Raw genomic sequence first — 21019 nt, forward strand, 5'->3', positions numbered from 1 at the left:
AGGTTAACCATGAGAGCCGAGGTCCGCGCCTTCGTCATCGAGCAACTCATCGACATGAACTACGACGTGGAGGAGGTCGACGACGAGTCCACTCTCGGGCCCGCGGGGGTGGACCTGGAGTCCCTGGCCCTCGCCGACCTGGCTGTCCGGGTCGAGGACCGGTACGGGCTGACGTTCGCCGAGGAGGAGTCGGAGAAGCTGGCTCTGATGACGGTGGGCGAGTTCACCACGATGGTCGCCAACCGGGTTGCCGGGGCGCCGAGCGACCGCTCCTGATGGCCGGTCAGCCAGACCTGGGGCGAGGCGACCTGGTCGCCATGCTCGCCCAGCTCACCGACCGACCCACCGACCAGCCTGAGCGGATCGGCTCGATGGAGCTGGCCTGGCTGGTGCACCTGGTCGAGCAGCGCTATGACCGGCGACTCGACCTCACCGACGACCAACTCGCCGGGATTCGTACCGTTGACGACGCACTGGTGGTCTTCCAGACGGCCCTGGTCGCCGCCGATGGTTGAGCCAGCCGATGTTCTCCTCACTGGTGTCCACGCGACCAGTGCACTCGGCCGGGGCGCCGAGGCGCAGCTGGCCGGGGCGCTTGCCGGAATCCCCGCGTTCCGGCCGGTTCGCCGGTTCGACGCCGGCCCCCGGCGGGTCAACGCGGCGGCCACCCTGCCGGATACCGGTCCGCTCACCGACGAACTGACCGAGGCGGTGCTGGCGGCGTGCCGGTCGGCGGGGCTCACCGCGTCGCATCGCGCTGAGGCGGCACTGCTGCTCGCGGTGCACGGCGGGAGGTCCGTGCCGGCATTGAGCGCTGGCCTCGCCGCGGCCACCGGCTTCCCCACCGTGCGCACGTACACCACGGCGTGTGTTTCGGGAACCAACGCGGTCGCCGACGCGGCGGTGTTGTTGCGTCGCGGCGAGGTCAACCGGGCCGTGGTCGCCGCCGGCTACCTGGTCGAGCCCGACCAGTACGCCCTCTTCGACGTCGGCCGGGCGCTCGCCACCGATGCGGCGGTGCGTCCGTTCAGCGCCGGGCGTACCGGCCTGCTGCTTGGCGACGGAGTGGCGGCGGTGGTGCTGGAACGCGCCGACATCGCCCGGCAACCGATCGCCGCTCTGCTCGGCTGGGGACGGGCGGGTGACGCCTTCCACCCGTGCCAGCCGGAACCGAAGGGCCGTGGCCTGGCCCGGGCGATCACCGCCGCGCTGGGCCGTGCCGGCCGTGACCCAGCGGACATCGGTTACGTCAACGCCAATGCCACCGGGTCTGGACCGGGCGACGCGGCCGAGGCGGCGGCGCTGCGGACCGCGCTGGGCCCGACGGCCCAGCGGGTGCCGGTGAGCTCCACCAAGGCTCTGCATGGGCATGCCCTGGAGGCATCTGGCCTGCTGGAACTGGTGGTGACGGTGCTCGCGCTGCGGCGCGGCAAGCTGCCGGCGAACGCCGGCTGGCTCGGTCCGGACTCGGACTGCCCGCTCGATGTCATCCGGGACGGCCCCCGACCGGCGGCCACCGGCCACGCGCTCACCCTCAACGCCGCTTTCGGCGGCGCGAGCACCGCCCTGCTGCTGGGTGCCACGTGACCGGGCGGGAGGGACCGACCGTTCGGGCCGAGGCGGCCTGGCCGGAGCCGGGCGACGGCGCGATACCACCGCTACCAGGATTCGTCCACTCGGCGTTCAACCCGCTGGTGGCGGCGGTAGCAGATCGGTGCCTGCGCCGGGCGTACCGAGCCGGGCCGGCCGCCGACGCAGAGCGCACCGCGATCGTGCTGGTCAGCCCGACCGGCGACGAGGCCAGCGCGGCGCACGTGCGGGCCGCGGTGGCCGCTGACCGTCGGCCGGGACCGCTGTTCTTCTTCCAGTCGGTGCCGAACAGCGTGGCCGGCCAGGTGGCCGCCCGCTGGGGGCTGGGTGGGCCGGTGGTCTGCCTCGCGCCGACCGGCGACCCGCGGGCGGCCGGGTTCGCCGAGGCCGACCTGTTGCTGTACGACGGCGACGCCGACGCGGTGTTGCTGATCCTGATCGACACGGCACCGGACGACGGTGATGCGGAGTCAGCCGTCGCCGTGCTGCTGGGGGGAGGAGACCAACCATGAGAGCCAGGGGAATCCGTGGGCTGCTCGCCGCCGACACCCACATTGGTGCCGGGAATGTGCTCGAGCGGGTGCTTGCGCATGGCACCGACCCGGACACGCTCTGCCTGACATTCGACACACCACTGGACGGGCACCCCGCCGAGACGGCGCTCACGCTGGGACAGCTCGACCGCCGGGTGGCAGCCCGGGCCGCCTGGCTGCACGAACGGGGTATCGGCCCGCGTGATCCGGTGGCGGTCTGGGCCACCGCGGTCGCGGACATGGTGCTGAGCTACCTCGCGCTGACCCGGCTGGGCGCGATCCCGGCGTTGATGAACGGGCAGCTGCAGCCGACCATCGCCGCCGAGTACATCCGGCGGCTGCGTGGCGTCGCGGTGCTCGCCGACGAGGCACACCGCACGCTGCTCGCCGACCATGACCTTGGGGTCCCGGTGCTCGGCACCCCGGCCGAGGCCGGCAGCGGTGATCCGGCCTCGGCGCCAGCCCACTACCGGCACCACCCGGACGACCCGATCGTGATCACCCACACGTCCGGCACCACCGGAGTGCCGAAGGCGGTGCTGCACTCGCACGCCAGCCTCTTCGCGGCGACCCGGCACCTGCTGAGCATGCCGCAGGCGCAGGGCACCAGCCGGATCCTGAGTGCCTTGCCCGCCCCACACACCGCCACCGTGCTCATGGTCAACCAGGTGCTCGGTAACGGCGCGGAGATGCTGCTCCTCTCCGAACAAGGTGGAGAACGGGTTCTCGACGCCATCCAGGGCTGGCGACCGGACGGGGTGTTCGGCTTCTCGGTCACCTGGGCCGAGCTGGCCCGGTGCGACCTGGCCGGGTACGACCTGAACTCGGTACGGCTGTGGTTCAACACCGGCGACTCGTCGCACGAGCCACACATCCGGCACCTGGTGGCGGCCGGTTCCCGGGACGTGATGACCCGTACGGGGGTCACCCGGGTGCCGGGCTCGGTGTTCATCGACGGTCTCGGCTCCTCCGAGATGGGACACTCGATGTTCCACATCACCCACACCCAGGAGACCGACCGGTACGGACGGTGTATCGGCCGGCCGTACCAATTCACGAAGGTAGCCGTGTTGGATGCGGCGGGCGAGCCGGTGCCCACGGGCGAGGCCGGCTGGTTGGGCATCGACTCGCCGTCGCTGTTTCGCGGCTACTGGAACGACTCGGTCACCACCCACCGTTACCGTCAGCGCGGCTGGTACCTGACCGGGGACCTGGTCTACGCCGACGCCGACGGCTGGTACTACCACCTGGACCGGGCGGTTGACTCGGTTGACTCGGTCGACGGGAAGCGCTTCTATACCGCGCTTTCCGAGGAACGGATCCTCGCCGCCTGCCCCGATGTCACCGACTGCACGGTGGTCATGGTGCGCCAGCCGGCCGGTGTCGTCACCGACGTGCTGCTGGAACTGGCCGCCGACGCGGACGAGAGCACGGACCGCACCGCGGCGGTTCGGGCGGCGCTGGGCGGGGAGGTCGGGGCGACCCTACGGCGGGTGGTCCCGGTCCGTTCCGCCGACATCCCGGTCACGGTGACGGGCAAGGTCCGCAAGGTGGCGCTGCGGGAACGCTACCTGAGCGAGGCGTCCCGATGACGGCGGTCATCACCGGGATGGGGTTGTACACCCCGGTGGGCCGGGGTGTCGAGGCCACCTTTGCGGCGCTGTGCACCGGCCGTTCCGGGCTGGCCCGTCCGCCGGCCGACCACCCCGCCGCCGAAACCCTGGAGGTCGCCGGGGTGCTGCCGGCGATCGACCCGCGGTCGGTCTCGTCCGGCCCGGACACCAAGGTCCTGGACCGGATCGTGCTGCTCGCCCTGCTCACCGCCGCGGATGCCCTCGCCGATGCCGGCCTTGAGGTGGGCCGGGACGTCGCCCCGGAGCGGACGGCGGTCATCGTCGGCGGGGTCGGTGGGCTGGCCACCCTGGAGACGCAGGTGCTCACCCGAGCGGCTCGGGGGCGAGCGGGAGTCAGCCCGTACCTACTTACCGGGGTGCTGCCGAACATGCCGTCGGCCCGGATCGCGATCCGGCACGGCATCCGAGGATACAGCTCCTCGGTCGGCACCGCCTGCGCCTCCGGTGTCCAGGCGGTCGCCGACGCGGTGCGGCTGATCCAGGCCGGCGAGGCCGACGTGGTGCTCTGCGGAGCCAGCGAGGCACCGCTCTTCCCCACCTTCGCCGACACCTTCGGTAACGCCCGGGCTCTTGCCCGCGGGTGGGCCGACCCGACCGCGGCCAGCCGACCGTTCGACCTCCGCCGGAACGGTTTCGTGCTCGCCGAAGGAGCGGTGTTGTTGGTGCTGGAGAGCGCCGCACACGCCGCGGCCCGGGGCGCTACCGGGTACGCGGAGATCGCCGGGTACGGCGTAACGACCGATGCCTACCATCCGACCGCACCCCGGCCCGACGGTAGCGGCGCGGCGGAGTCTATCCGGCGGGCGCTCACCGGCCGCCGCATGCCGGTGCCGGTGGCCGAAGTCGGCTACGTCAACGCGCACGGCACCGGGACCAAACTCGGCGACATCGCCGAGACCACGGCACTCACCGAGGTCTTCGGCGCGAATGGGGTACCGGTCAGCTCCACCAAGGCGCTCACCGGCCACCTGCTCGGGGCCTCCGGAGTGCTGGAGACGGCGGCGACCGCCCTGGCACTCGGGCGGGGCCTGCTTCCACCGACCTGGAACCTCGACGACCCGGACCCGGCATGCCCGGCTGATCACATCCGGAAGGAGCCCCGGGCGACCGAGACCGGCTATGCGCTGACCAACTCCTTTGGTTTCGGGGGGCAGAACGTGAGCCTGCTGCTCGCGCGAGCCACCCGGCCGCGGACTTGACGGTGCCACCTTTCGCGGGCGGAGCGCCCGCGCGACCAGCACGGGGGATCTGTGGGAAGGGCTGAGACATGGACATCCGTGGAATAGATCACATCGAACTCTATGTAGACGATGCCCACCAGGCCGCCGCGTACTTCGGCAACGCGGTGGGGCTGCGGCCGTGCAGCCAGGGTGGCCCGGAGACCGGGCTGACCGGGCAGCGGTCGCTGCTGCTCCGGCACGCCGACATCCGGTTGCTGCTCACCTCCGGGCTGACCGCCGAGCATCCGGCGGCGGAGTATGTGCGGCGGCACGGCGACGGTATCGCCGTGGTCGCGCTGGCGGTTGACGACGCCGCCGAGGCGTACGCCGAACTGCTGGCCCGGGGCGCGGTTGGTGAGCTGCCGCCGACCACCATCACCAGCGCGGACGCCGAGGTCGTCATCGCCGAGGTGGCGGGTTTCGCCGATGTGCGGCACCGGTTGGTCGAGCGCCGTCGAGGCGGCGGTGACTTCCTGCCGGGCCTGGCGGAGCTACCGCCGGTCGGTGCCGCCGAGAACCTGCTCGTCGAGATCGACCATCTGGCGGTGTGCGTGCCGCCCGGGCAGCTCGCCGAGACGGTCCGCGGCTACCGAGAGGTCTTCGGCTTCGACGAAATCTTCCACGAGTACGTGGAGGTAGACGGCCAGGCGGTGAACTCCACCGTGGTGCAGAGCCGGTCTGGTCGCGCGACGTTGGTGCTGCTCGAACCGGACACCCGCCGGCGGGCTGGGCAGATCGACGCCTTTCTCGCCGAGCACTCCGGTGCGGGCGTGCAACACATCGGGTTGCGGACCGACGACATCATTGCGGCGATCCGCGCGCTGCGCCAGCGCGGGGTGCGATTCGCGCACACCCCGGCGGCCTACTACGACGACCTGGAGAGCCGGGTCGGCCAGATCAACGGGTCTGTGGACCAGTTGCGGGAATTCGAGGTGCTGGTTGACCGGGACCACGACGGTCAACTGCTGCAGATCTTCACGGAGTCGATGCACGTACGCCGCACGTTCTTCCTGGAGCTGATCGAGCGGCGTGGGGCGCGGACCTTCGGTAGCGGCAACATCAAGGCGCTCTATGAGGCCAAGGAGCGGGAATTGGCGGTGGCCTCCCCCGGAGGTTTTGCCGTCACTCAGGAGGTGACAGGATGACCATTACTGATTTCGACGCAGGTTTGACCGACGAGGAGAAGGCGCTGCTCCCGTCCGACGAGGACGTGGCGTTCTATGCCGAGCACGGCTGGTATCTGTCGAAGAAGTTGCTCACCGACGACGAGGTGGATGCCCTCGCCGCGGCTACCGACCGGTACTACGCCGGTGAACGGCACCGCCAGCTACCGGTACGGCCCCCGAAGCTCGCCTACTGGGAGCCGGCCAAGGGCGCGGTGCAGCGGCACAACGACTACGTCCACCACGAGCACGACGGGCTCGGGGCGATCCTGCGCAAGCGGCTGATCGGGGCGGTCGCCGCCCGGCTCGCACAGGCCGACGAGATTCGGATCTTCCAGTCCACGCTGATCCTCAAGCCACCGATCGACGGGGAGCCGTCGAACATCGTGCCCTGGCACTTCGACAAGCACTACTGGGCCTCCTCCTCGTCGGAGCGGATGCTGACCGCCTTCATCCCGTTCCATGACTGCGGGGAGGAGTTGGGCACCATTGTCATGGTCGACGGCTCACACCGGTGGGCCGAGGTCGGTTCCGACGACACCGTGGTGCGGCACTTCGCCGACCGCGACCGCGACCAACTCGACGACATGCTGGCCCGCAACGCGGGACACAACAACGCCGAAATTCGGAAGATCCCGATGGTGATCCCGAAGGGGCACATGAGCTTCCACCACTGCCGGACCTACCACGGCAGCGGTGCGAACGTCAGCACACGGCCCCGCCAGGCGATCTCACTGCACCTGCAGGACGGCGACAACAGCTGGCGGGCGTATCCGCTCTCCACCGGCGACAACGCCGCGTACAACCACGACGTGCTGGTTCGCCGTACCGACGACGGACGGCCGGACTACGCGGACCCCGAATATTGCCCGGTCATCTGGCGTCACCACGCCAAGCAGGGAGGCTGAGTCATGTCACGGTACGACTGGGGAAAGACGCACCCTGGGATCGAGCGGCTGGAAAAGGCGGTGACGGCCAGCCGGGACCGGGTGGTCCAGCACCCGCTGTACGCCAGCCTCGACAACCACGCGGCGCTGGTCACCTTCATGGAGCACCACGTCTTCGCGGTCTGGGACTTCATGTCCCTGCTCAAGTCGCTGCAACGGCAGCTCACCTGCGTGACGGTGCCCTGGATCCCGACCGGGCCGACCGGCAGCCGCCGCCTGATCAACGACATCGTGATGGTGGAGGAGAGTGACGAGCTGGGCGCCGGCTACCTCAGCCACTTCGAGCTGTACGTGCAGGGCATGACCGAGGCCGGCGCCGACACCAAGCCGGTGGAGACGTTGATCGAGTCGCTCCGTGCCGGCCACCCGGTAACCGAGTCGTTGGCTGCGGCCGGGGTGCCCGCCCCGTCCGCGGCGTTCGCCGGCACCACCTGGCGGATCATCGAAGACACCCCGGTGCACTGCCAGGCGGCCGCGTTCGCGTTCGGTCGGGAGGATCTGATCCCGGAGATGTTCACCCAGGTTGTCGCCGTCAACCACCAGTCCGGACGACTGACCCGGTTCGTTGACTACCTGGAGCGACACATCGAGGTCGATGGCGAGCAGCACACGCCCATGGCCATGCAGATGCTCGCCGACCTCTGTGGCGACGACGACACCAAGTGGCAGGAGTGCGCGGATGTCGTCAACACCGCGCTCACCGCCCGCGCCCGGTTGTGGGACGACATCCTCGCCGCGGTCAAGGGGGCCCCGGCAACGGCATCGGGGCGCGGGTGAGCGGAGCCGACCCGATCCGGCTCTACCGGACGGTGCGGCTGATCCGCCGGTTCGAGGAGCGGGCGATCGAACTCGTCCGCTCCGGCCACATCGTCGGCGGCATTCATCCGTACCTGGGCCAGGAGGGGATCGCGGCCGGGGTGTGCGCGGCGCTGCGCCCCGACGACGTGGTCGCCGGCACCCACCGGGGGCACGGGCACGTGCTCGCGAAGGGCGCTGACCCGGGCCAGATGATGGCGGAGCTGTGCGGTCGGGTGACGGGTCTGAACCGAGGCCGGGGTGGGTCGATGCACGCCGCGGACTTCGCCGTCGGAGTTCTCGGCGCCAACGCCATCGTCGGCGCCGGTGGCGCGATTGTCACCGGCGCCGTCTGGGCTCGGCGTCGGCGCGGCGAGGACCTGGTGGGGGTCAGCTTCCTTGGCGACGGCGCGGTCAACGAGGGGATGCTGCTGGAGGCGTTCAACCTGGCCGCGCTCTGGCGGGTGCCGGTGCTGTTCGTCTGTGAGAACAACGGCTACGCCACCACCATGCCGGTGGCCGACGCGGTGGCGGGCAGCATCGTGGCGCGAGCGGAGGCGTTCGGCATCCGGGCGAGCACGGTGGACGGTCAGGACCCGGCCGCCGTGCACGCCGCCACCGCTGCCGCCCTCGCCCGGATGCGCGCCGATGGTGCGCCCGAGTTCCTGGAGGCCCGCACGTTCCGGTTTGACGCCCACCACACCTTCGAACACGCGGTCCGTCTCGACTATCGCTCACCGGAGGAGGTCGCGCGGGGGCGTTCCCGGGACCCGGTGCGAATCGCCGGCTCCCGGCTGTCGGCCGTCGAGCGGACGGCGGTCGACGCCGACGTGGAGGCGGTGCTCGAGGCGGCGGTGGCGCAGGCGCTCGCCGCCGCCGAGCCCGACCCCGCCACCGCGCTGGACTACCTGTACGCCAGTGGGCTGACCGCCCGCACCGGAGGTGGATAGATGCCGCGGCTGTCGTACCGCAAGGCGCTCAACCGGGCGCTCGCCGACGAGTTGGCCCGCGACGAGGAGGTGTTCCTGCTCGGAGAGGACATCCGGGTTGCCGCGTCGGCGGTCACCGCTGGGCTACTGAAGCGGTTCGGCCCCGAGCGGGTACGCGACACCCCGCTCTCGGAGCAGGCGTTCACCAGCTTCGCCACCGGTGCGGCGCTGGTCGGGGCTCGGCCGGTGGTGGAGTTTCAGATCCCCGCACTGCTGTTCCTGGTCTTCGAACAGATCGTCAACCACGCGCACAAGTTTCCGTTGATGACCGGCGGCCAGTGCGCGGTCCCGGTCACCTACCTGGTGCCCGGCTCCGGCTCGCGTACCGGGTGGGCGGGGCAGCACTCCGACCATCCGTACAGCCTCTTCGCCCATGCCGGGGTGACCACTGTGGTGCCGGCCACCCCGGCGGACGCGTACGGACTGCTGGTGTCGGCGATCCGCTGCGACGACCCGGTGGTGGTGTTCGCCCCGGCCGCGGCGATGGAGCTCCGCGCCGAGGTCAGTGACCCGGTGCCGGTGCCGTTGGGGCGGGGGCGGGTGCATCGATCCGGAGATGATGTGACGGTGGTCGCCGTTGGGCATCTGGTGCACGACGCGCTTGCCGTGGCCGACGAGCTGGCCGGCGAGGTCTCGGTGGAGGTCTTCGACCCACGCACCCTGTACCCGTTCGACTGGGAGGGCCTGCTCAGCTCGGTGGCCCGGACCGGGCGGCTGGTGGTGGTGGACGACTCCAACCGTTCCTGCGGCATCGCCGGCGAGGTCATCGCCACCGTGGTCGAACAGGTACGACTGCATGCTCCGCCGCGTCGGGTTACCCGCCCGGACGGCGCGGTGCTGCCGTTCGCCCCGGCCCTGGACCGAGCCGTACAACCGGGCCGTGAGCTGCTGCGGCAGGCCATCGCCCACGTCAGCAAGGATGGATGAGCACATGACCGACGTTGACTACCGCTGGCCGTCCGCCGCACAGGCCTGGCTGGATCTGCCCGCTGACCTCCGTGCCGACCTGGTCGCCGCCGGGGTGGAGTCCTGGCGCGAGATCTTCGACGAACGGGCTTCGTACAACCAGCAGTGGCGGTTGGCTCGACCACCGGTGATGGACAGAACTTCGCTGCGGGTGCTCAACTCCGTCTGTGACCGGCTCGCCCAGCTGATCTTCGAGTCGTGCCGGCGGCGGGCCAGGACGGCGGGGGAGCTACGCCACCTGCTCGGGATGCCGGCGGGGCAGAACCGGCTGCTCGACGAGGCCGAGCCGCTCACGGAGGCGTTGCTCGCCGGGTTCCGCCCGGACGTGCTGCTGAGTGACGGAGTACCGCGGGTGGTGGAGTACAACATCGACAGTAGTCTCGGTGGGGCGCTCGACTCGGACACGACAATACGACGTTTTGTTGATCTCTATCGGCGGCGTGGCCTCGATCGGGTCCGGATGGAACCGGCGCCTTCGGCGGTGGACATGCGGTTCGCGGCGATTCGGGACGGCCTTGGCTTGGCGGCCGGGGCGCGGCTCGCACTGTTGATCGACTTTGCGGCCGAGTACCCGGGGCTGGACGACCCGGAGCGCTTCTACCGGAAGCTGGCACCGGTGGTTGACCGCGCCGCCGTTGCCGGCCTGGATCTGGTCGTCGCACCGGTTGCGGAGGCCACCCAGGACACCGAGGGGCGGCTGGTCATCCGGGGTGCCCCGGTTGACGGGCTGTTCCGGCTCTTCGTGCCGAACCGGGTCACGCCGAGCGCCGGGGTGGACGCCCTGGAAGCGGCGGTACGGGCAGGATCCGTGCCGATGTGGGTGTCGGCGGCCGCGTGGCTACTCGGGAACAAGCAGGTGTTCGCCTGGCTCTGGGCGGACGCTGACACGTTGCCGACGGCCGACCGGGATCTGATTCACCGGTATGTGCCGCAGACCTGGCTGTTCACTCCGGACCTGGTCGAGCAGGCGGTGGCTGACCGGCACGACCTGGTGGTCAAGCCGTCTGGTGGATCCGCCGGGGTGGACGTGCTGATCGGCCGGGAAACCGACGCGGACGTCTGGCGGGAGGCGGTGGGCCGGTTCGCCCGGCAGGGCGGCTTCATCCTGCAACGCTACGTGCACGCCGACAGCGTGCCGGTGGAGTTCGTGCACATGGAAACCGGGGACATGACCACCGCGGAGGTGCCGTACAGCGTCGCTCCGTATCTCTTCGGCCGCCAGCCGGCGGGCGCCTGTGTTCGCATCGGCTTCCCCGGTAGCGAGGGAGTGCTCAACCTGGCCCGTGGGGTGCTCATCTCCGGCCTGCTGGTGACGGACCCGCCGCCGTCCTGACCGGTCGTGCGGGGCCGTTCCCACCGTGATCCGACCCGTCGGCCCCGTCAGCGGAGGACGCTCCGGTCAGCGCTCGTCGCGTCGAGATGGTGCGCGAGGCGACGGAGCGTCTCCGCCGCGGCGATGGCGTCGCTGCGGGCACTTCCGTGGCGGCCGTCGCTGCTGTAGATCGAAGGGTCGGCGGTCAGCGGGTGGTCGGTCAGGTGTACGTGGACCGTGCCCAGACGGTTGGCCACCGCACGGGTGTGTTCGGCCAGCCGGCGCAGGCGCAGACCGAGCCCGGCGCGCCGCGCCTCGGGCACGGCGGGGCTGTGCGACACGTCGAACATTCCCACCGTGATGACCGTTGCCCCGGCCTGTTGCAGCGCCTCGATCATCCGGGCGATCTCGGCGTCCACCGCGGCGGCGTCGAAACTGGGCCGGAACGCGTCGTTGCCGCCGCAGACGACCAGGGCAAGATCCGGCTTGAACTCCAGTGCCGGGCCGAGCTGGCTGGCCCGGACCTGGTACGCCCGCAGCCCACGCAACCCGAGATTGCGGTAGGCGAGTTCTGGCGCCCGGGCGCGCAGCTCGGCGGCGATCCGGTCGGCCAACTGCACATCCGGGTAGCCGTCAACCGGCTCACAGAGCCCTTCCGCGACGCTGTCGCCCAGCACCACGAAGCGTCGCCACGGATGCCCCTGGAGCAGGGCGTGGCTCTCCTGCTCCCGCAGGCAGTAGGGGTCGGTGGCTTCACTCCGCGTCGCTGCCATGCTCGGACGTTAGCGCAGGAGACGCCGGGGCGCTAAGCGGAAATCCGTCCTTGGTCCGCGGTATCGACCAACGGTGTCTCCGTCCGCGTCCGGCGTAGGACGGCGGCCAGGGGAACAGCGGTGGCGGTGAAGATGAACAGGGCCGCGGCCAGTAGTGCGGACTTGAGGCCGAGCGTGGTGACGGACGCGCCACCGAGCAGGGCACCCAGGGGTAGGCCGGCGAAGGCAAGCGCACCGGCCAGCCCAATCACCCGGGCCTGAAGTTCGACCGGGGGACGCTCGTAGAGCGCGACCCCGAGCAGTGGGTTGACCACGGCGATGCCGATTCCAGAAACGAAGGTAACCACGAGCACCACCGTGAGGTTGTCGGTGAGGGCCAGGACCAGAAGTCGGGGTGGGCCACTGACCGCGGCGCCGATCGCGAAGGTCAGGTCCCGGCGAAGCCGCGAGCCGAAGCTGGTGAACAGCACGTTGCCCAGCAGGGACCCGGCGGTGAAGGCACCGAGCACCAGCCCCAGCCCGGCCGGGTTACCGAACACGTCGGCCACCCAGAGTGGGATGTAGACCGCGATACTCGCGTTTACCACCATGTTCAGTGCGGAGATCACCAGCAGCATGGTGAGCACCGTCCGGTCCTGCCGGAGATACCGGAGGCCGCCGGCGAGTGCCCGCGAATAGCGTTCCGGCGTCGAACTGGTCGGCCTACCGGTGCTACGACGCACCAGAGTGGAAATCAGTAGCGCGCAGACCGCGAAGGTCGCCGCGTCAACGAGAATCGCCAGGGTAGCTCCGAGCCACCAGATGAGCAGGCCGCCAACGCTCGCCCCGAGTAGGGTTGTCAGCCGGGACAGCCCGTCGTAGATCGAGGTGAGCCGGATCAACCGGACCCCGGCAGCTTCCGCGGCCGGGCGGAACATCACGTGCTTGACCCGGTCGCCGACTCCGCGCAGCGTGCCCACCAGGGCCACCAGGATCAGCAGCGCGCCGAAGCCGAGCCACGGGGTGAGCGCCACCGCCACCATCAGCGCGGCGCTACCCAGGTCGCCGAGGATCGAGGTGCGGCGTAGCCCGATCCGGTCGGCCAGCGGGGGGCCGAGCCCGCTGGAGAGCAGGTAAGGCAGGGTCTCGGCGGCGGCGACCAGCCCCATCTTCGCCGGGCTGCCGGTGGTCTCCAGCACCAGCCAGGGAATGGCGAGGATCGAGATTCGGCTACCGAGGTTGGACAGCAGGTCGGCGCCGACGAGTGCGACCAGTTCTCGCCGTGGGGTCACGCGCGACGGCCGATCGATGCCTCCGGGTACTCCGCGGCCGACGGGTGGCTCGTCGCGTACCGTGCCCGCAGGGCACGTTTGTCGACCTTGTTGGCGCGGTTCAGGGGCAGTGCGGCGACGAACTCCACCCCGCCGGGTGCCCAGGTGTCGCTGAGCGCGGCGGTCACCACGTCGATCAGCTCCGCGCTGGTCACCGCCGCACCGGGCCTCGGCACCACGTAGGCGTACGGCAGTTCGCCCGCCACCTCGTCAGGCACGCCGATCACCGCCGCCGCCCGGACGTCGGGATGCCCCGCCAGCGCGTCCTCAATCGGCCGGGAGTAGATCGGCCAGCTACGCCGGCGGGTGAGGATCCGGTCCTGCAACCGGTCGACCAGGTACAGGTAGCCATCCACGTCGAGGTGGCCAACATCTCGGGTGCGGACCCAACCATCCGCCAGGGTCTCTGCCGTCAGATCAGGGTTGCCGTAGTAGCCGGCGAAGCGCAGCGCCGTCTGTACCCAGACCTCACCGTCCACATCCGGCGGAAGGACAGCCCCGTCCGCTCCGCGGATCTCGATTCGCACGTCGCCGTACGGCTGTCCACAGGAGCGCAGACGCTCCGGGTGCGCCGGGTCCTCGGTCAGGCCCGGTTGCGCGGTGACCACCACCGCCTCACTGAGCCCGTACACGATGCGCAGCACCGGACCGAACCGAGTGATCGCCTGGCGCAGCCGGGCGGGTGCGGCGGGCCCGGCGCCCACGTTGAACATGAACATCGAGGAGAAGTCGACCCCGGGTAGGGCGGGGTGATCGAGCACCTCGTAGAGCATCGGCGGGGTCAGAAAGGTGGAGGTGATCCGCTCGGCCGGCACGGTCTGGATGAACTCCGTCGCGTCCCAGCCCTCTCGGGGAAAGAGCACGCCGCCGGTGAAGAGATTGAACAGGGTGGTGATCTGACCACTGGCCAGCCACATGGGGGAGTAGGACAGGTGCCGCAGCAGCGGCATCCCGGCGGCGCGGAAGCCGGTGGCCAGGGCGAGAACCTGGGCATAGAAGCTCTCCTGGTGCCGCACCAGCTTCGGGGTGCCGGTGGTGCCGGAGGTCTGCAGGAGGGAGTCCGCTGCCGGCACCGGGGTGGGTAGGTCAACAGCGGCCGGCGCGGGGACCAGGTCCACGCCGAGGCGGAGCACCGGCCGGTCACCCATCCCCGCCGCCAGCTCTGCACCGACGTTGGCCGGGTCGCGAGCGTCGTAGAGCAGGGCGTCCGGCTGGGCGAGTGCGACGAATTCCGTGATCTCCCGGCGGGAGGTCACCGGAGCGATCCACATAGTTCGGCAGCCAAGCAGGTGCAGTGCGAGCTGTAGCAGCGGGCCCTCCACCGGATTTCCGAGCGACAACAGCACCGCGGCACCGGGTCGAACCCCGTGGCGGAGCAGCGTCGTGGCGAATCCGCATACCTGGGCGCGCACGTCGGTATAGGTCAGCCGTCGTGCGCCGTCGACGATTGCCTCGCGGTCACCGAACTCGGCGAAGAGTGCCAATGCCTGGTGCACGTAGCCCGGCTGCGGTCGGTCGGCCATCCGGACGCCCCCATCCATGGCAGCGGTGTACCCGGGGTTGCCCGGGCACGGTGCGGGCCGCGGGCGACCGCGCCACCACCTGTGAGCCTAGGGCAGACAACGGAAATGAACACGAGCCGAAGGTGGCCCTCGGCCAGGCCAGCAGGACAGTTGATCACGTCGATCAGGTTGATTGACGCCCCCGCACGGCGACGGTTACGTTCCGCAGCACGCCCAGGTGAGCGCCGGCAGTGGCCGGGACGGAGGCTGGGCTGCCTACAATGGAGGTTCAATGTCGACCCCGAAGAGATGGCATATCGTGGCGGGTGCCGCAGCGCTACTCATGCTGGGTACTCCCAGCGTGGTGGCGACCGCGGATCCGTCGGCCGAGGTGTCAAGGCATCGCAAGACAACCTGGGCCGCGAGTTGGGCGACCGCGGTGGCCGGGGGCAATGCGAGCGGCCCGACCAACGCGGGCTTTGAGAACCAGACGATCCGGAACATCGTGCACACCACCGTGGGTGGGTCGGTGCTGCGGGTCCGACTCAGCAACATGTACGGCGAGCAGGACATCCAGGTCGGTCGGGCGACGATCGCCCGACCGGACGAGACGACCCCCGACGATCTGTCCGACATTGACCCGAGTACGCTGCGGAAGCTGACGTTCGGTGGGTCAACCTCGGCGACGATGAACCAGGGCGCCGAGCTGATCAGCGACCCGGTCGATTTCCCGATCGGTGACCAGCAGGACCTGGTGGTCACGGTCTACTACCCGGCCCCGACCGGCCTGGTGACCTTCCACGGCATGTCCCGCCAGACGAGCTTCATCGGCGATGGTGATCTCGCCTCGGATGCCGGTGCCGGCCTGGGAAGGCTCTCGGACTGCTGCTGGTTGTTCCTGTCCGGCATCGATGTGCAGCGCCATAAGAGCCCCGGCTCGGTGGTGGTGTTCGGTGACTCGATCGCCGAGGGTAGCGGCAGCACGCTCAACGCCAACAAGCGCTGGCCGGATCTGCTGGCCGACCGGTACATCGATGCCCGTCCGGATTCTCGGACCCCGGCCGTGCTCAACATGAGTCTCGCCGGGAACCGGCTCAACCACGAGGGTACGGAGCCGGGGGCAGGCGGCTTTCCCGGCTACAACGAGTTGGGGCCGAACGCGCTCGCCCGGCTCGACGAGGACATCTTCGCCCAGAACGGTGCCCGGGCCGTGATCACACACCTGGGTATCAACGACATCTGGATGTCCGACGACTCCGCCGAGGCGATCATTACCTCGCTCCGGCAGGTCAACCAGCAGGTCAAGGCACGTGGTCTGCGCAGCCTGGTGGGCACGTTGACGCCGTACGAGGGTCACGGCGAGCCGGGTGTGTGGACGCCGGAGAAGGAGGCGACCCGGCAGGCGGTGAACGAGTATCTGCGCACCAGTAAGGAGTTCGACGGAGTCGTCGACTTCGATCGGGTGCTGCGCGACCCGGAGCAGCCCAGCCGCTTGTTGCCGGCATACGACTCGGGGGATCACCTTCACCCGAACGACGCCGGCAGCGAGGCAATGGCCGGCGCGGTGTCGTTGCGCCTGCTCGGTCTGTGACATCGGTTCGGGCGGCGGAGGATCCCGCCGCCCGAACCGCCCTATCGTGGGAGGTACCGTGCTGGACGTCGAAGGGCTGCTAGCCCGTCTCTACAGTGCGCAGGGCCGGCAGGAGCCCTATCCCGTCTACGCCGACCTTCATGCGCAGGGAGCGATCGCTGCCCTGGCGTCGCGGCCGGAGCGTCAGCGGGTCGCCGCGGTGGCGGTCGGCTATGACCTGGTCGCTTCGGTGCTGCGGGACCCGGAGTGGTTCAAGCAGCCGCCGCCGGACTGGACGGAGCAGGAGATCCTCCGGACCCTCCAGTCGTCGATGATGTTTATCAATCCTCCCGATCATGGTCGAATGCGGCACGTGTTCGCCGGCACCTTCACACCGCGTCGGCTCGGCGCCCTGGAACCGGTGATCAGCCGCGTGACCGACGAACTGCTGGACCGAATGGCCGACGCTGGGCCGGGTGAGGTGGACTTCGTCGCCGAATTCGCGTATCCGCTGCCAGCTCGGGTGATGGCCGAGTTCATTGGTATCCCCGCGGCGGAGCTGGCCTGGTATCGGGAGCGGGTGGATCGGATCGACGCGTTCCTGGATGTGGCCGGCAAGACACCAGAGCGGCTGGCAGCGGCGAACGTCGCCGGGGCCGAACTGCGAGCCTTCTACGGGGAACTGCTCGCGCATCGCCGCCGGACTCCGGGCGAGGACCTGATCAGTGGGCTGGTGCAGGCGGTCGACTCGGGCGGTGTCGAGTTGACCGAGGACGAGTTGATCAGCAACCTGATCGTGCTCTTCAACGCCAGCTTCGTCACCACCGTCTACCTGCTCAGCAACGGCTTACCGGTGCTGCTGGCGCATCCGGAGGTGGCCGCTGCGATGGCCGACGACCCGGAGTTGGCCGCTGGTGCCGTTGACGAGATTCTGCGGCTGCAGACGCCGGTGCACCTGCTGGCCCGCGCCGCGCCCCGGGACACGGTGCTCGGCGGGGTGTCGATCCCGCAGGGCCAGAGTGTTCTGCTGCTGATCGCCGCCGCCAACCGGGATCCGGCCCACTTTCCAGACCCGGACCGGTTCGACCCCCGGCGGTCGGGTCCGCCGTCGCTGGCGTTCGGCCTCGGCCTGCACTACTGCCTCGGCGCCGCGGTCTCCCGGTTGGAGGGCCGGCTGGCGCTGCCCCGGCTGCTGTCCCGTTTCCCGCGGCTGCGCATCCTGGAGCAGCCGGTGTACAGCGGCAGCCTCTTCCTACGTGGAATCGACAAACTCTCGGTCAGCCCGGGGGGAAGGGAGCATCCGTGAGTAAGCGACCAATCGGCACGGGGTGGTGGCGTGACCCTGCATCCTGAGGCTGAGGCGTACCGGGCGAGCCGTGCGGCGGCCGGCACCCCACCGCTGTACACGCAGACCCTCGCCGAGGCCCGTGCGGCCGACCTCGCCGCGATCCTGGCCGGCTCCGGCCCGGTCGAGCCGGTCCACGAGGTACGCGACACCTGTGTCCCCGGCCCAGCCGGTGACATTCCGGTCCGGGTGTACCGTCCGGCCGCAACCGGGCCGCTGCCGACACTGCTCTACTTCTTCGGCGGTGGGTGGACGCTGGGTAGCATCGACACCGCGGACGGGGTCTGCCGGCGACTGGCCAATGCGGTGCCCTGCCAGGTGATCACTGTCGGCTATCGGCTTGCTCCCGAGCACCCGTTCCCCGCGGCCGTGCACGACTGCCACGCTGCCCTGCGCCATGTCGCGGTGCATCCAGCGGAGTTCGGCGCAGATCCGGAGCGGCTCGCGGTGGCCGGGGACAGCGCGGGTGGCAACCTGGCCGCAGCGGTCACGTTGCTGGCGCAGCAGGACGGTCCCCGGCTGGCTGCGCAGCTGTTGGTCTATCCGAACACCGACCAGACGATCGAGCCGCCCGGTGACGAGGACCCGCTGCTGTTCAACCGCCGCTCGGTCGCCTGGTACCGGTCCCACTACCTGGCCGACCCGACCGACGCCCAACACCCACTCGCGTCGCCGCTACTCGCCGACGACCTGACCGGTCTGCCGCCGGCGTTCGTGGTTACCGCCGAGTTCGACCCGCTCTGTGCCGAGGGCGAACGATACGCCGACCGGCTTCGCCTCGCCGGCGTACAGACGATCCTCACCCGGTACGCGGGCATGGTCCACGGCTTCTTCACCATGCCCGGCATCTTCGATGCGGGCCGGCAGGCTCAGGCAGCGGCCGCGACCTTCCTGCGCCGCCGCCTCCGTCGGACCGCGGCCGACGATGACTGAGCCCCCGGTCGCGCTGCCCGGCGGGCCGCCGGTGGCACTGGCCGACTTCGCCGACCTCGCCCGCGCGGTACTACCGCCGGAGGTGTGGGACTTCGTGGCCGGTGGCAGCGGCGCCGAGACGACGCTGGCAGAGAATCGGCGGGCCCTGGACCGGACCGGCGTGCTGCCCCGCGTGCTGTGCGGTTCGCCGACGCCGCCGACCGACGCCCGGCTGTTGGGGGCCGCCCATGCGCTGCCGGTGGCGGTCGCGCCGATGGCGTATCAGCGGCTGTTGCACCCCGACGGGGAGGTGGCCCTCGCCGCGGCGGCGGGCGCGGCCGGCATCCCGTATGTGGCCAGCACGCTCGGCAGCATCCCGATCGAACAGGTCGCGCGAGCCGGCGGCGACGTGTGGTTCCAGCTCTACTGGCTGCGGGACCGAGGGCTCGTCGCCGATCTGCTGGACCGAGCCGAAGCGGCGGGCTGCACCGCGTTGATGCTCACCGTGGACGTGCCAATTCTCGGCCGTCGGCTGCGGGACGTGCGCAACTCGTTCGCCATTCCCGCGGATGTGGTCGCCGCGAACCTACCCACCGGCCGGGACAGTCTCGCCCATAGGGCGACCCCGGGCGTGTCCGCGGTCGCCGCACACACCGGTGCGGTCTTCGCGCCGGCCGTGAGCTGGGACGACCTGGAGTGGCTGCGGGAGCGGACAGCGGTCCCGCTGGTCGTCAAAGGGGTGCTCGATCCGGATGATGCCGCCCGCGCGGTGGCGGTCGGAGCAGACGCGGTGGTGGTCTCCAACCACGGGGGACGCCAGCTTGACGGCGCACCGGCCACCGCGACCGCGCTGCCCGCGGTCGTTGACGCGGTGGGTGACAACGGTGAGGTGTTGTTGGACAGCGGTGTCCGCGGTGGAGTGGACGTGCTGCGGGCCCTTGCCCTCGGCGCGCAGGGCGTCCTGGTGGGCCGCCCGCTGCTCTGGGCGTTGGCGGCCGGTGGCCGGGCCGGTGCCGAGACAGCCCTGTCGCTGCTGGCCGCAGAGTTTCAGGACGCGCTCACGTTGGCGGGGTGCGCCGACGTGGCGGCGGCACGGCACCTGCGGACGACGACGGTGCAGTGATCGTGAAAATACAGCTTGCCGACCTGCATCCGGCGCTCGAGGATCCGGCCCTGAACTCGATGAACTTCCTCAACGAAGTGGCGCAGGAATACCCGGACGCGGTGTCGCTCGCCGCCGGCCGGCCGTACGAGGAGTTCTTCGAGTTCTCCGCGCTGCACCGATACCTGGACATCTTTCGGCAGCACCTGGTCGATGATCTCGGGCAGGACCCGGTGCAGGTGAATCGCACCCTGTTCCAGTACGGGCGGACCAAGGGGATCGTGCACCACCTGGTCGCCCGGAACCTCGAGGTGGACGAGGGGATAGCGGTCGACCCGGAGGCGATCGTGGTGACCGTCGGGTGCCAGGAGGCGATGTTCCTGGTGCTGCGGGCGCTGCGCGCCGGTCCCCGGGATGTCCTGCTCGCGGCGGCGCCGACCTATGTGGGGCTCACCGGCGCAGCACGGCTGCTGGACTTCCCGGTCCGCCCGGTGGCGACGACGGACTCCGGGGTGGACCTGGCGGACCTGCGTGATCAGGTGCATCGGGCTCGGGCCGAGGGGCTGCGCCCGCGTGCCTGCTATCTGATGCCGGACTTTGCCAATCCGTCGGGTACCAGCATGTCGTTGGCCGACCGGCGGACCCTGCTGGACCTGGCCGCCGAGGAGGAGTTGCTGCTGATCGAGGACAACCCGTACGGACTCTTCCCGGCCACGGAGAGTCGGCGGCTGCCCACGTTGAAGGCCTTGGACACCAACAGTCACGTGGTCTACCTGGGGTCGTTCGCGAAGACGGTGCTGCCCGGCGCACGGGTTGGCTATGTGGTGGCCGACCAGTCGGTGGCGGATGCCGGTGGGGGGAGAGGTCTCCTCGCCGACCAGCTGGCCAAGGTCAAGAGCATGGTCTCGGTGAACACCTCGCCGGTGGCCCAGGCGGTGGTCGGCGGTGTGTTACTCGCCCACGACTGCAGCCTGGTGGCGGCCACGGTCCGACAGCGCACCGTCTACGCCGACAACCTGCGTTACCTGGTGCACGGCTTGGCTCGTCGGTTCCCGGCCGGCTCGTCGGTACGGTGGACGGTGCCCGCCGGCGGGTTCTTCGTGGTGGTCACCCTGCCGTTTCCGGTGGACGACGCGCTGCTGCACCGCTCCGCCCGGGAATACGGGGTGCTGTGGACCCCGATGGCGCATTTCTACGGCGACGGTGTGCCGGTGCACGCGCTGCGGTTGTCGGTCAGCGCGGTCACCCGGGACGACATCGACCGCGGGCTGGGTCGGCTCGCCGCGTTCGTCGCCGGCGAGGTGGCGCGGCGGGAACCGGGACCGGGGGTGCGCTGACTCTTCGCGTTCAGTGAAT

Annotated in this window: 20 protein-coding genes; 17 read left to right on the plus strand and 3 right to left on the minus strand. The window is 70.3% G+C overall.

All coding sequences use genetic code 11. From position 1 onward, the window contains the following. The first annotated feature begins 9 nt into the window (after positions 1-9). The 12 genes from SALPAC6_RS0123200 to SALPAC6_RS0123255 all read left to right on the plus strand — a co-directional run bounded on the left by SALPAC6_RS0123200 (position 10) and on the right by SALPAC6_RS0123255 (position 11170). A complete protein-coding gene (locus SALPAC6_RS0123200; protein ID WP_018255703.1) occupies positions 10-276 on the plus strand; it encodes an acyl carrier protein in 267 nt (88 codons plus the stop codon). Next, positions 276-515, plus strand: coding sequence for a hypothetical protein (locus SALPAC6_RS0123205; protein WP_018255704.1), 240 nt, complete (start codon positions 276-278; stop codon positions 513-515). The genes SALPAC6_RS0123200 and SALPAC6_RS0123205 overlap by 1 nt, the downstream gene beginning before the upstream one ends. Next, the gene (locus SALPAC6_RS0123210; RefSeq protein WP_018255705.1) at positions 508-1587 is read left to right on the plus strand and encodes a beta-ketoacyl-[acyl-carrier-protein] synthase family protein; all 1080 of its coding nucleotides are present in this window, start codon (positions 508-510) and stop codon (positions 1585-1587) included. Before SALPAC6_RS0123205 ends, SALPAC6_RS0123210 begins: the two co-directional genes overlap by 8 nt. Then, positions 1584-2102 (plus strand): beta-ketoacyl synthase chain length factor, encoded by a 519-nt coding sequence (locus SALPAC6_RS0123215; protein ID WP_018255706.1) that lies wholly within the window; start codon positions 1584-1586, stop codon positions 2100-2102. The genes SALPAC6_RS0123210 and SALPAC6_RS0123215 overlap by 4 nt, the downstream gene beginning before the upstream one ends. Continuing rightward, positions 2099-3715, plus strand: a complete 1617-nt coding sequence (locus SALPAC6_RS0123220; RefSeq protein WP_018255707.1) for a class I adenylate-forming enzyme family protein — start codon at positions 2099-2101, stop codon at positions 3713-3715. The genes SALPAC6_RS0123215 and SALPAC6_RS0123220 overlap by 4 nt, the downstream gene beginning before the upstream one ends. Further along, entirely contained in the window at positions 3712-4956 is a 1245-nt protein-coding gene (locus SALPAC6_RS0123225) for a beta-ketoacyl-[acyl-carrier-protein] synthase family protein (protein WP_018255708.1), read from the plus strand. The genes SALPAC6_RS0123220 and SALPAC6_RS0123225 overlap by 4 nt, the downstream gene beginning before the upstream one ends. A 68-nt stretch (positions 4957-5024) precedes the next feature. Beyond that, positions 5025-6122 (plus strand): 4-hydroxyphenylpyruvate dioxygenase, encoded by a 1098-nt coding sequence (gene hppD, locus SALPAC6_RS0123230; RefSeq protein WP_018255709.1) that lies wholly within the window; start codon positions 5025-5027, stop codon positions 6120-6122. Beyond that, positions 6119-7048, plus strand: a complete 930-nt coding sequence (locus SALPAC6_RS0123235; protein ID WP_018255710.1) for a phytanoyl-CoA dioxygenase family protein — start codon at positions 6119-6121, stop codon at positions 7046-7048. The genes hppD and SALPAC6_RS0123235 overlap by 4 nt, the downstream gene beginning before the upstream one ends. Positions 7049-7051: 3 nt before the next feature. Then, positions 7052-7864 (plus strand): DUF3050 domain-containing protein, encoded by an 813-nt coding sequence (locus SALPAC6_RS0123240; protein WP_018255711.1) that lies wholly within the window; start codon positions 7052-7054, stop codon positions 7862-7864. Then, entirely contained in the window at positions 7861-8832 is a 972-nt protein-coding gene (locus SALPAC6_RS0123245; RefSeq protein ID WP_018255712.1) for a thiamine pyrophosphate-dependent dehydrogenase E1 component subunit alpha, read from the plus strand. Before SALPAC6_RS0123240 ends, SALPAC6_RS0123245 begins: the two co-directional genes overlap by 4 nt. Then, positions 8833-9798, plus strand: coding sequence for an alpha-ketoacid dehydrogenase subunit beta (locus SALPAC6_RS0123250; protein WP_018255713.1), 966 nt, complete (start codon positions 8833-8835; stop codon positions 9796-9798). A 4-nt stretch (positions 9799-9802) separates the two neighbouring features. Continuing rightward, positions 9803-11170, plus strand: a complete 1368-nt coding sequence (locus tag SALPAC6_RS0123255) for an ATP-grasp domain-containing protein (RefSeq protein ID WP_018255714.1) — start codon at positions 9803-9805, stop codon at positions 11168-11170. Between the two features lie 47 nt (positions 11171-11217). Here SALPAC6_RS0123255 and SALPAC6_RS0123260 read toward each other — a convergent pair whose 3' ends face one another. Genes SALPAC6_RS0123260 through SALPAC6_RS0123270 form a run of 3 tightly spaced genes read right to left on the minus strand, consistent with a single transcriptional unit; the run spans position 11218 to position 14755 of the window. Then, a complete protein-coding gene (locus SALPAC6_RS0123260) occupies positions 11218-11922 on the minus strand; it encodes an SGNH/GDSL hydrolase family protein (RefSeq protein ID WP_018255715.1) in 705 nt (234 codons plus the stop codon). A 32-nt stretch (positions 11923-11954) separates the two neighbouring features. Then, complete coding sequence (locus SALPAC6_RS0123265) at positions 11955-13193, minus strand: MFS transporter (RefSeq protein ID WP_018255716.1); 1239 nt, start codon at positions 13191-13193, stop codon at positions 11955-11957. After that, on the minus strand, positions 13190-14755 hold the full coding sequence (locus tag SALPAC6_RS0123270) for a class I adenylate-forming enzyme family protein (RefSeq protein WP_018255717.1): 1566 nt from the start codon (positions 14753-14755) through the stop codon (positions 13190-13192). The genes SALPAC6_RS0123265 and SALPAC6_RS0123270 overlap by 4 nt, the downstream gene beginning before the upstream one ends. A gap of 298 nt (positions 14756-15053) precedes the next feature. On the opposite strand from SALPAC6_RS0123270, the gene SALPAC6_RS0123275 reads away from it, so the two are divergent. From SALPAC6_RS0123275 to SALPAC6_RS0123295, 5 genes are read left to right on the plus strand one after another with little or no spacing between them, the layout of a single operon-like run. Beyond that, positions 15054-16325 (plus strand): SGNH/GDSL hydrolase family protein, encoded by a 1272-nt coding sequence (locus tag SALPAC6_RS0123275; protein WP_018255718.1) that lies wholly within the window; start codon positions 15054-15056, stop codon positions 16323-16325. Positions 16326-16383: 58 nt separating this feature from the next. After that, a complete protein-coding gene (locus SALPAC6_RS0123280; RefSeq protein WP_026190000.1) occupies positions 16384-17610 on the plus strand; it encodes a cytochrome P450 in 1227 nt (408 codons plus the stop codon). 30 nt (positions 17611-17640) lie between these two features. Beyond that, on the plus strand, positions 17641-18582 hold the full coding sequence (locus tag SALPAC6_RS0123285) for an alpha/beta hydrolase (protein WP_018255720.1): 942 nt from the start codon (positions 17641-17643) through the stop codon (positions 18580-18582). After that, a complete protein-coding gene (locus SALPAC6_RS0123290; RefSeq protein WP_018255721.1) occupies positions 18575-19684 on the plus strand; it encodes an alpha-hydroxy acid oxidase in 1110 nt (369 codons plus the stop codon). Before SALPAC6_RS0123285 ends, SALPAC6_RS0123290 begins: the two co-directional genes overlap by 8 nt. Continuing rightward, positions 19633-21000, plus strand: coding sequence for an aminotransferase-like domain-containing protein (locus SALPAC6_RS0123295; protein ID WP_018255722.1), 1368 nt, complete (start codon positions 19633-19635; stop codon positions 20998-21000). Before SALPAC6_RS0123290 ends, SALPAC6_RS0123295 begins: the two co-directional genes overlap by 52 nt. The last annotated feature ends 19 nt before the right edge of the window (positions 21001-21019 follow it).

This window comes from Salinispora mooreana (genome assembly GCF_000379065.1).
Classification (GTDB): domain Bacteria; phylum Actinomycetota; class Actinomycetes; order Mycobacteriales; family Micromonosporaceae; genus Micromonospora; species Micromonospora mooreana.

Excerpts from the sequence above, each read along its gene's own strand:
- SALPAC6_RS0123200 (WP_018255703.1), top strand. The coding sequence starts at position 10 with ATGAGAGCCGAGGTCCGCGCCTTCGTCATCGAGCAACTCATCGACATG.
- SALPAC6_RS0123205 (WP_018255704.1), top strand. The coding sequence starts at position 276 with ATGGCCGGTCAGCCAGACCTGGGGCGAGGCGACCTGGTCGCCATGCTC.
- SALPAC6_RS0123210 (WP_018255705.1), top strand. The coding sequence starts at position 508 with ATGGTTGAGCCAGCCGATGTTCTCCTCACTGGTGTCCACGCGACCAGT.
- SALPAC6_RS0123220 (WP_018255707.1), top strand. The coding sequence starts at position 2,099 with ATGAGAGCCAGGGGAATCCGTGGGCTGCTCGCCGCCGACACCCACATT.
- SALPAC6_RS0123225 (WP_018255708.1), top strand. The coding sequence starts at position 3,712 with ATGACGGCGGTCATCACCGGGATGGGGTTGTACACCCCGGTGGGCCGG.
- hppD (WP_018255709.1), top strand. The coding sequence starts at position 5,025 with ATGGACATCCGTGGAATAGATCACATCGAACTCTATGTAGACGATGCC.
- SALPAC6_RS0123235 (WP_018255710.1), top strand. The coding sequence starts at position 6,119 with ATGACCATTACTGATTTCGACGCAGGTTTGACCGACGAGGAGAAGGCG.
- SALPAC6_RS0123240 (WP_018255711.1), top strand. The coding sequence starts at position 7,052 with ATGTCACGGTACGACTGGGGAAAGACGCACCCTGGGATCGAGCGGCTG.
- SALPAC6_RS0123250 (WP_018255713.1), top strand. The coding sequence starts at position 8,833 with ATGCCGCGGCTGTCGTACCGCAAGGCGCTCAACCGGGCGCTCGCCGAC.
- SALPAC6_RS0123255 (WP_018255714.1), top strand. The coding sequence starts at position 9,803 with ATGACCGACGTTGACTACCGCTGGCCGTCCGCCGCACAGGCCTGGCTG.
- SALPAC6_RS0123260 (WP_018255715.1), bottom strand. The coding sequence starts at position 11,922 with ATGGCAGCGACGCGGAGTGAAGCCACCGACCCCTACTGCCTGCGGGAG.
- SALPAC6_RS0123270 (WP_018255717.1), bottom strand. The coding sequence starts at position 14,755 with ATGGCCGACCGACCGCAGCCGGGCTACGTGCACCAGGCATTGGCACTC.
- SALPAC6_RS0123290 (WP_018255721.1), top strand. The coding sequence starts at position 18,575 with ATGACTGAGCCCCCGGTCGCGCTGCCCGGCGGGCCGCCGGTGGCACTG.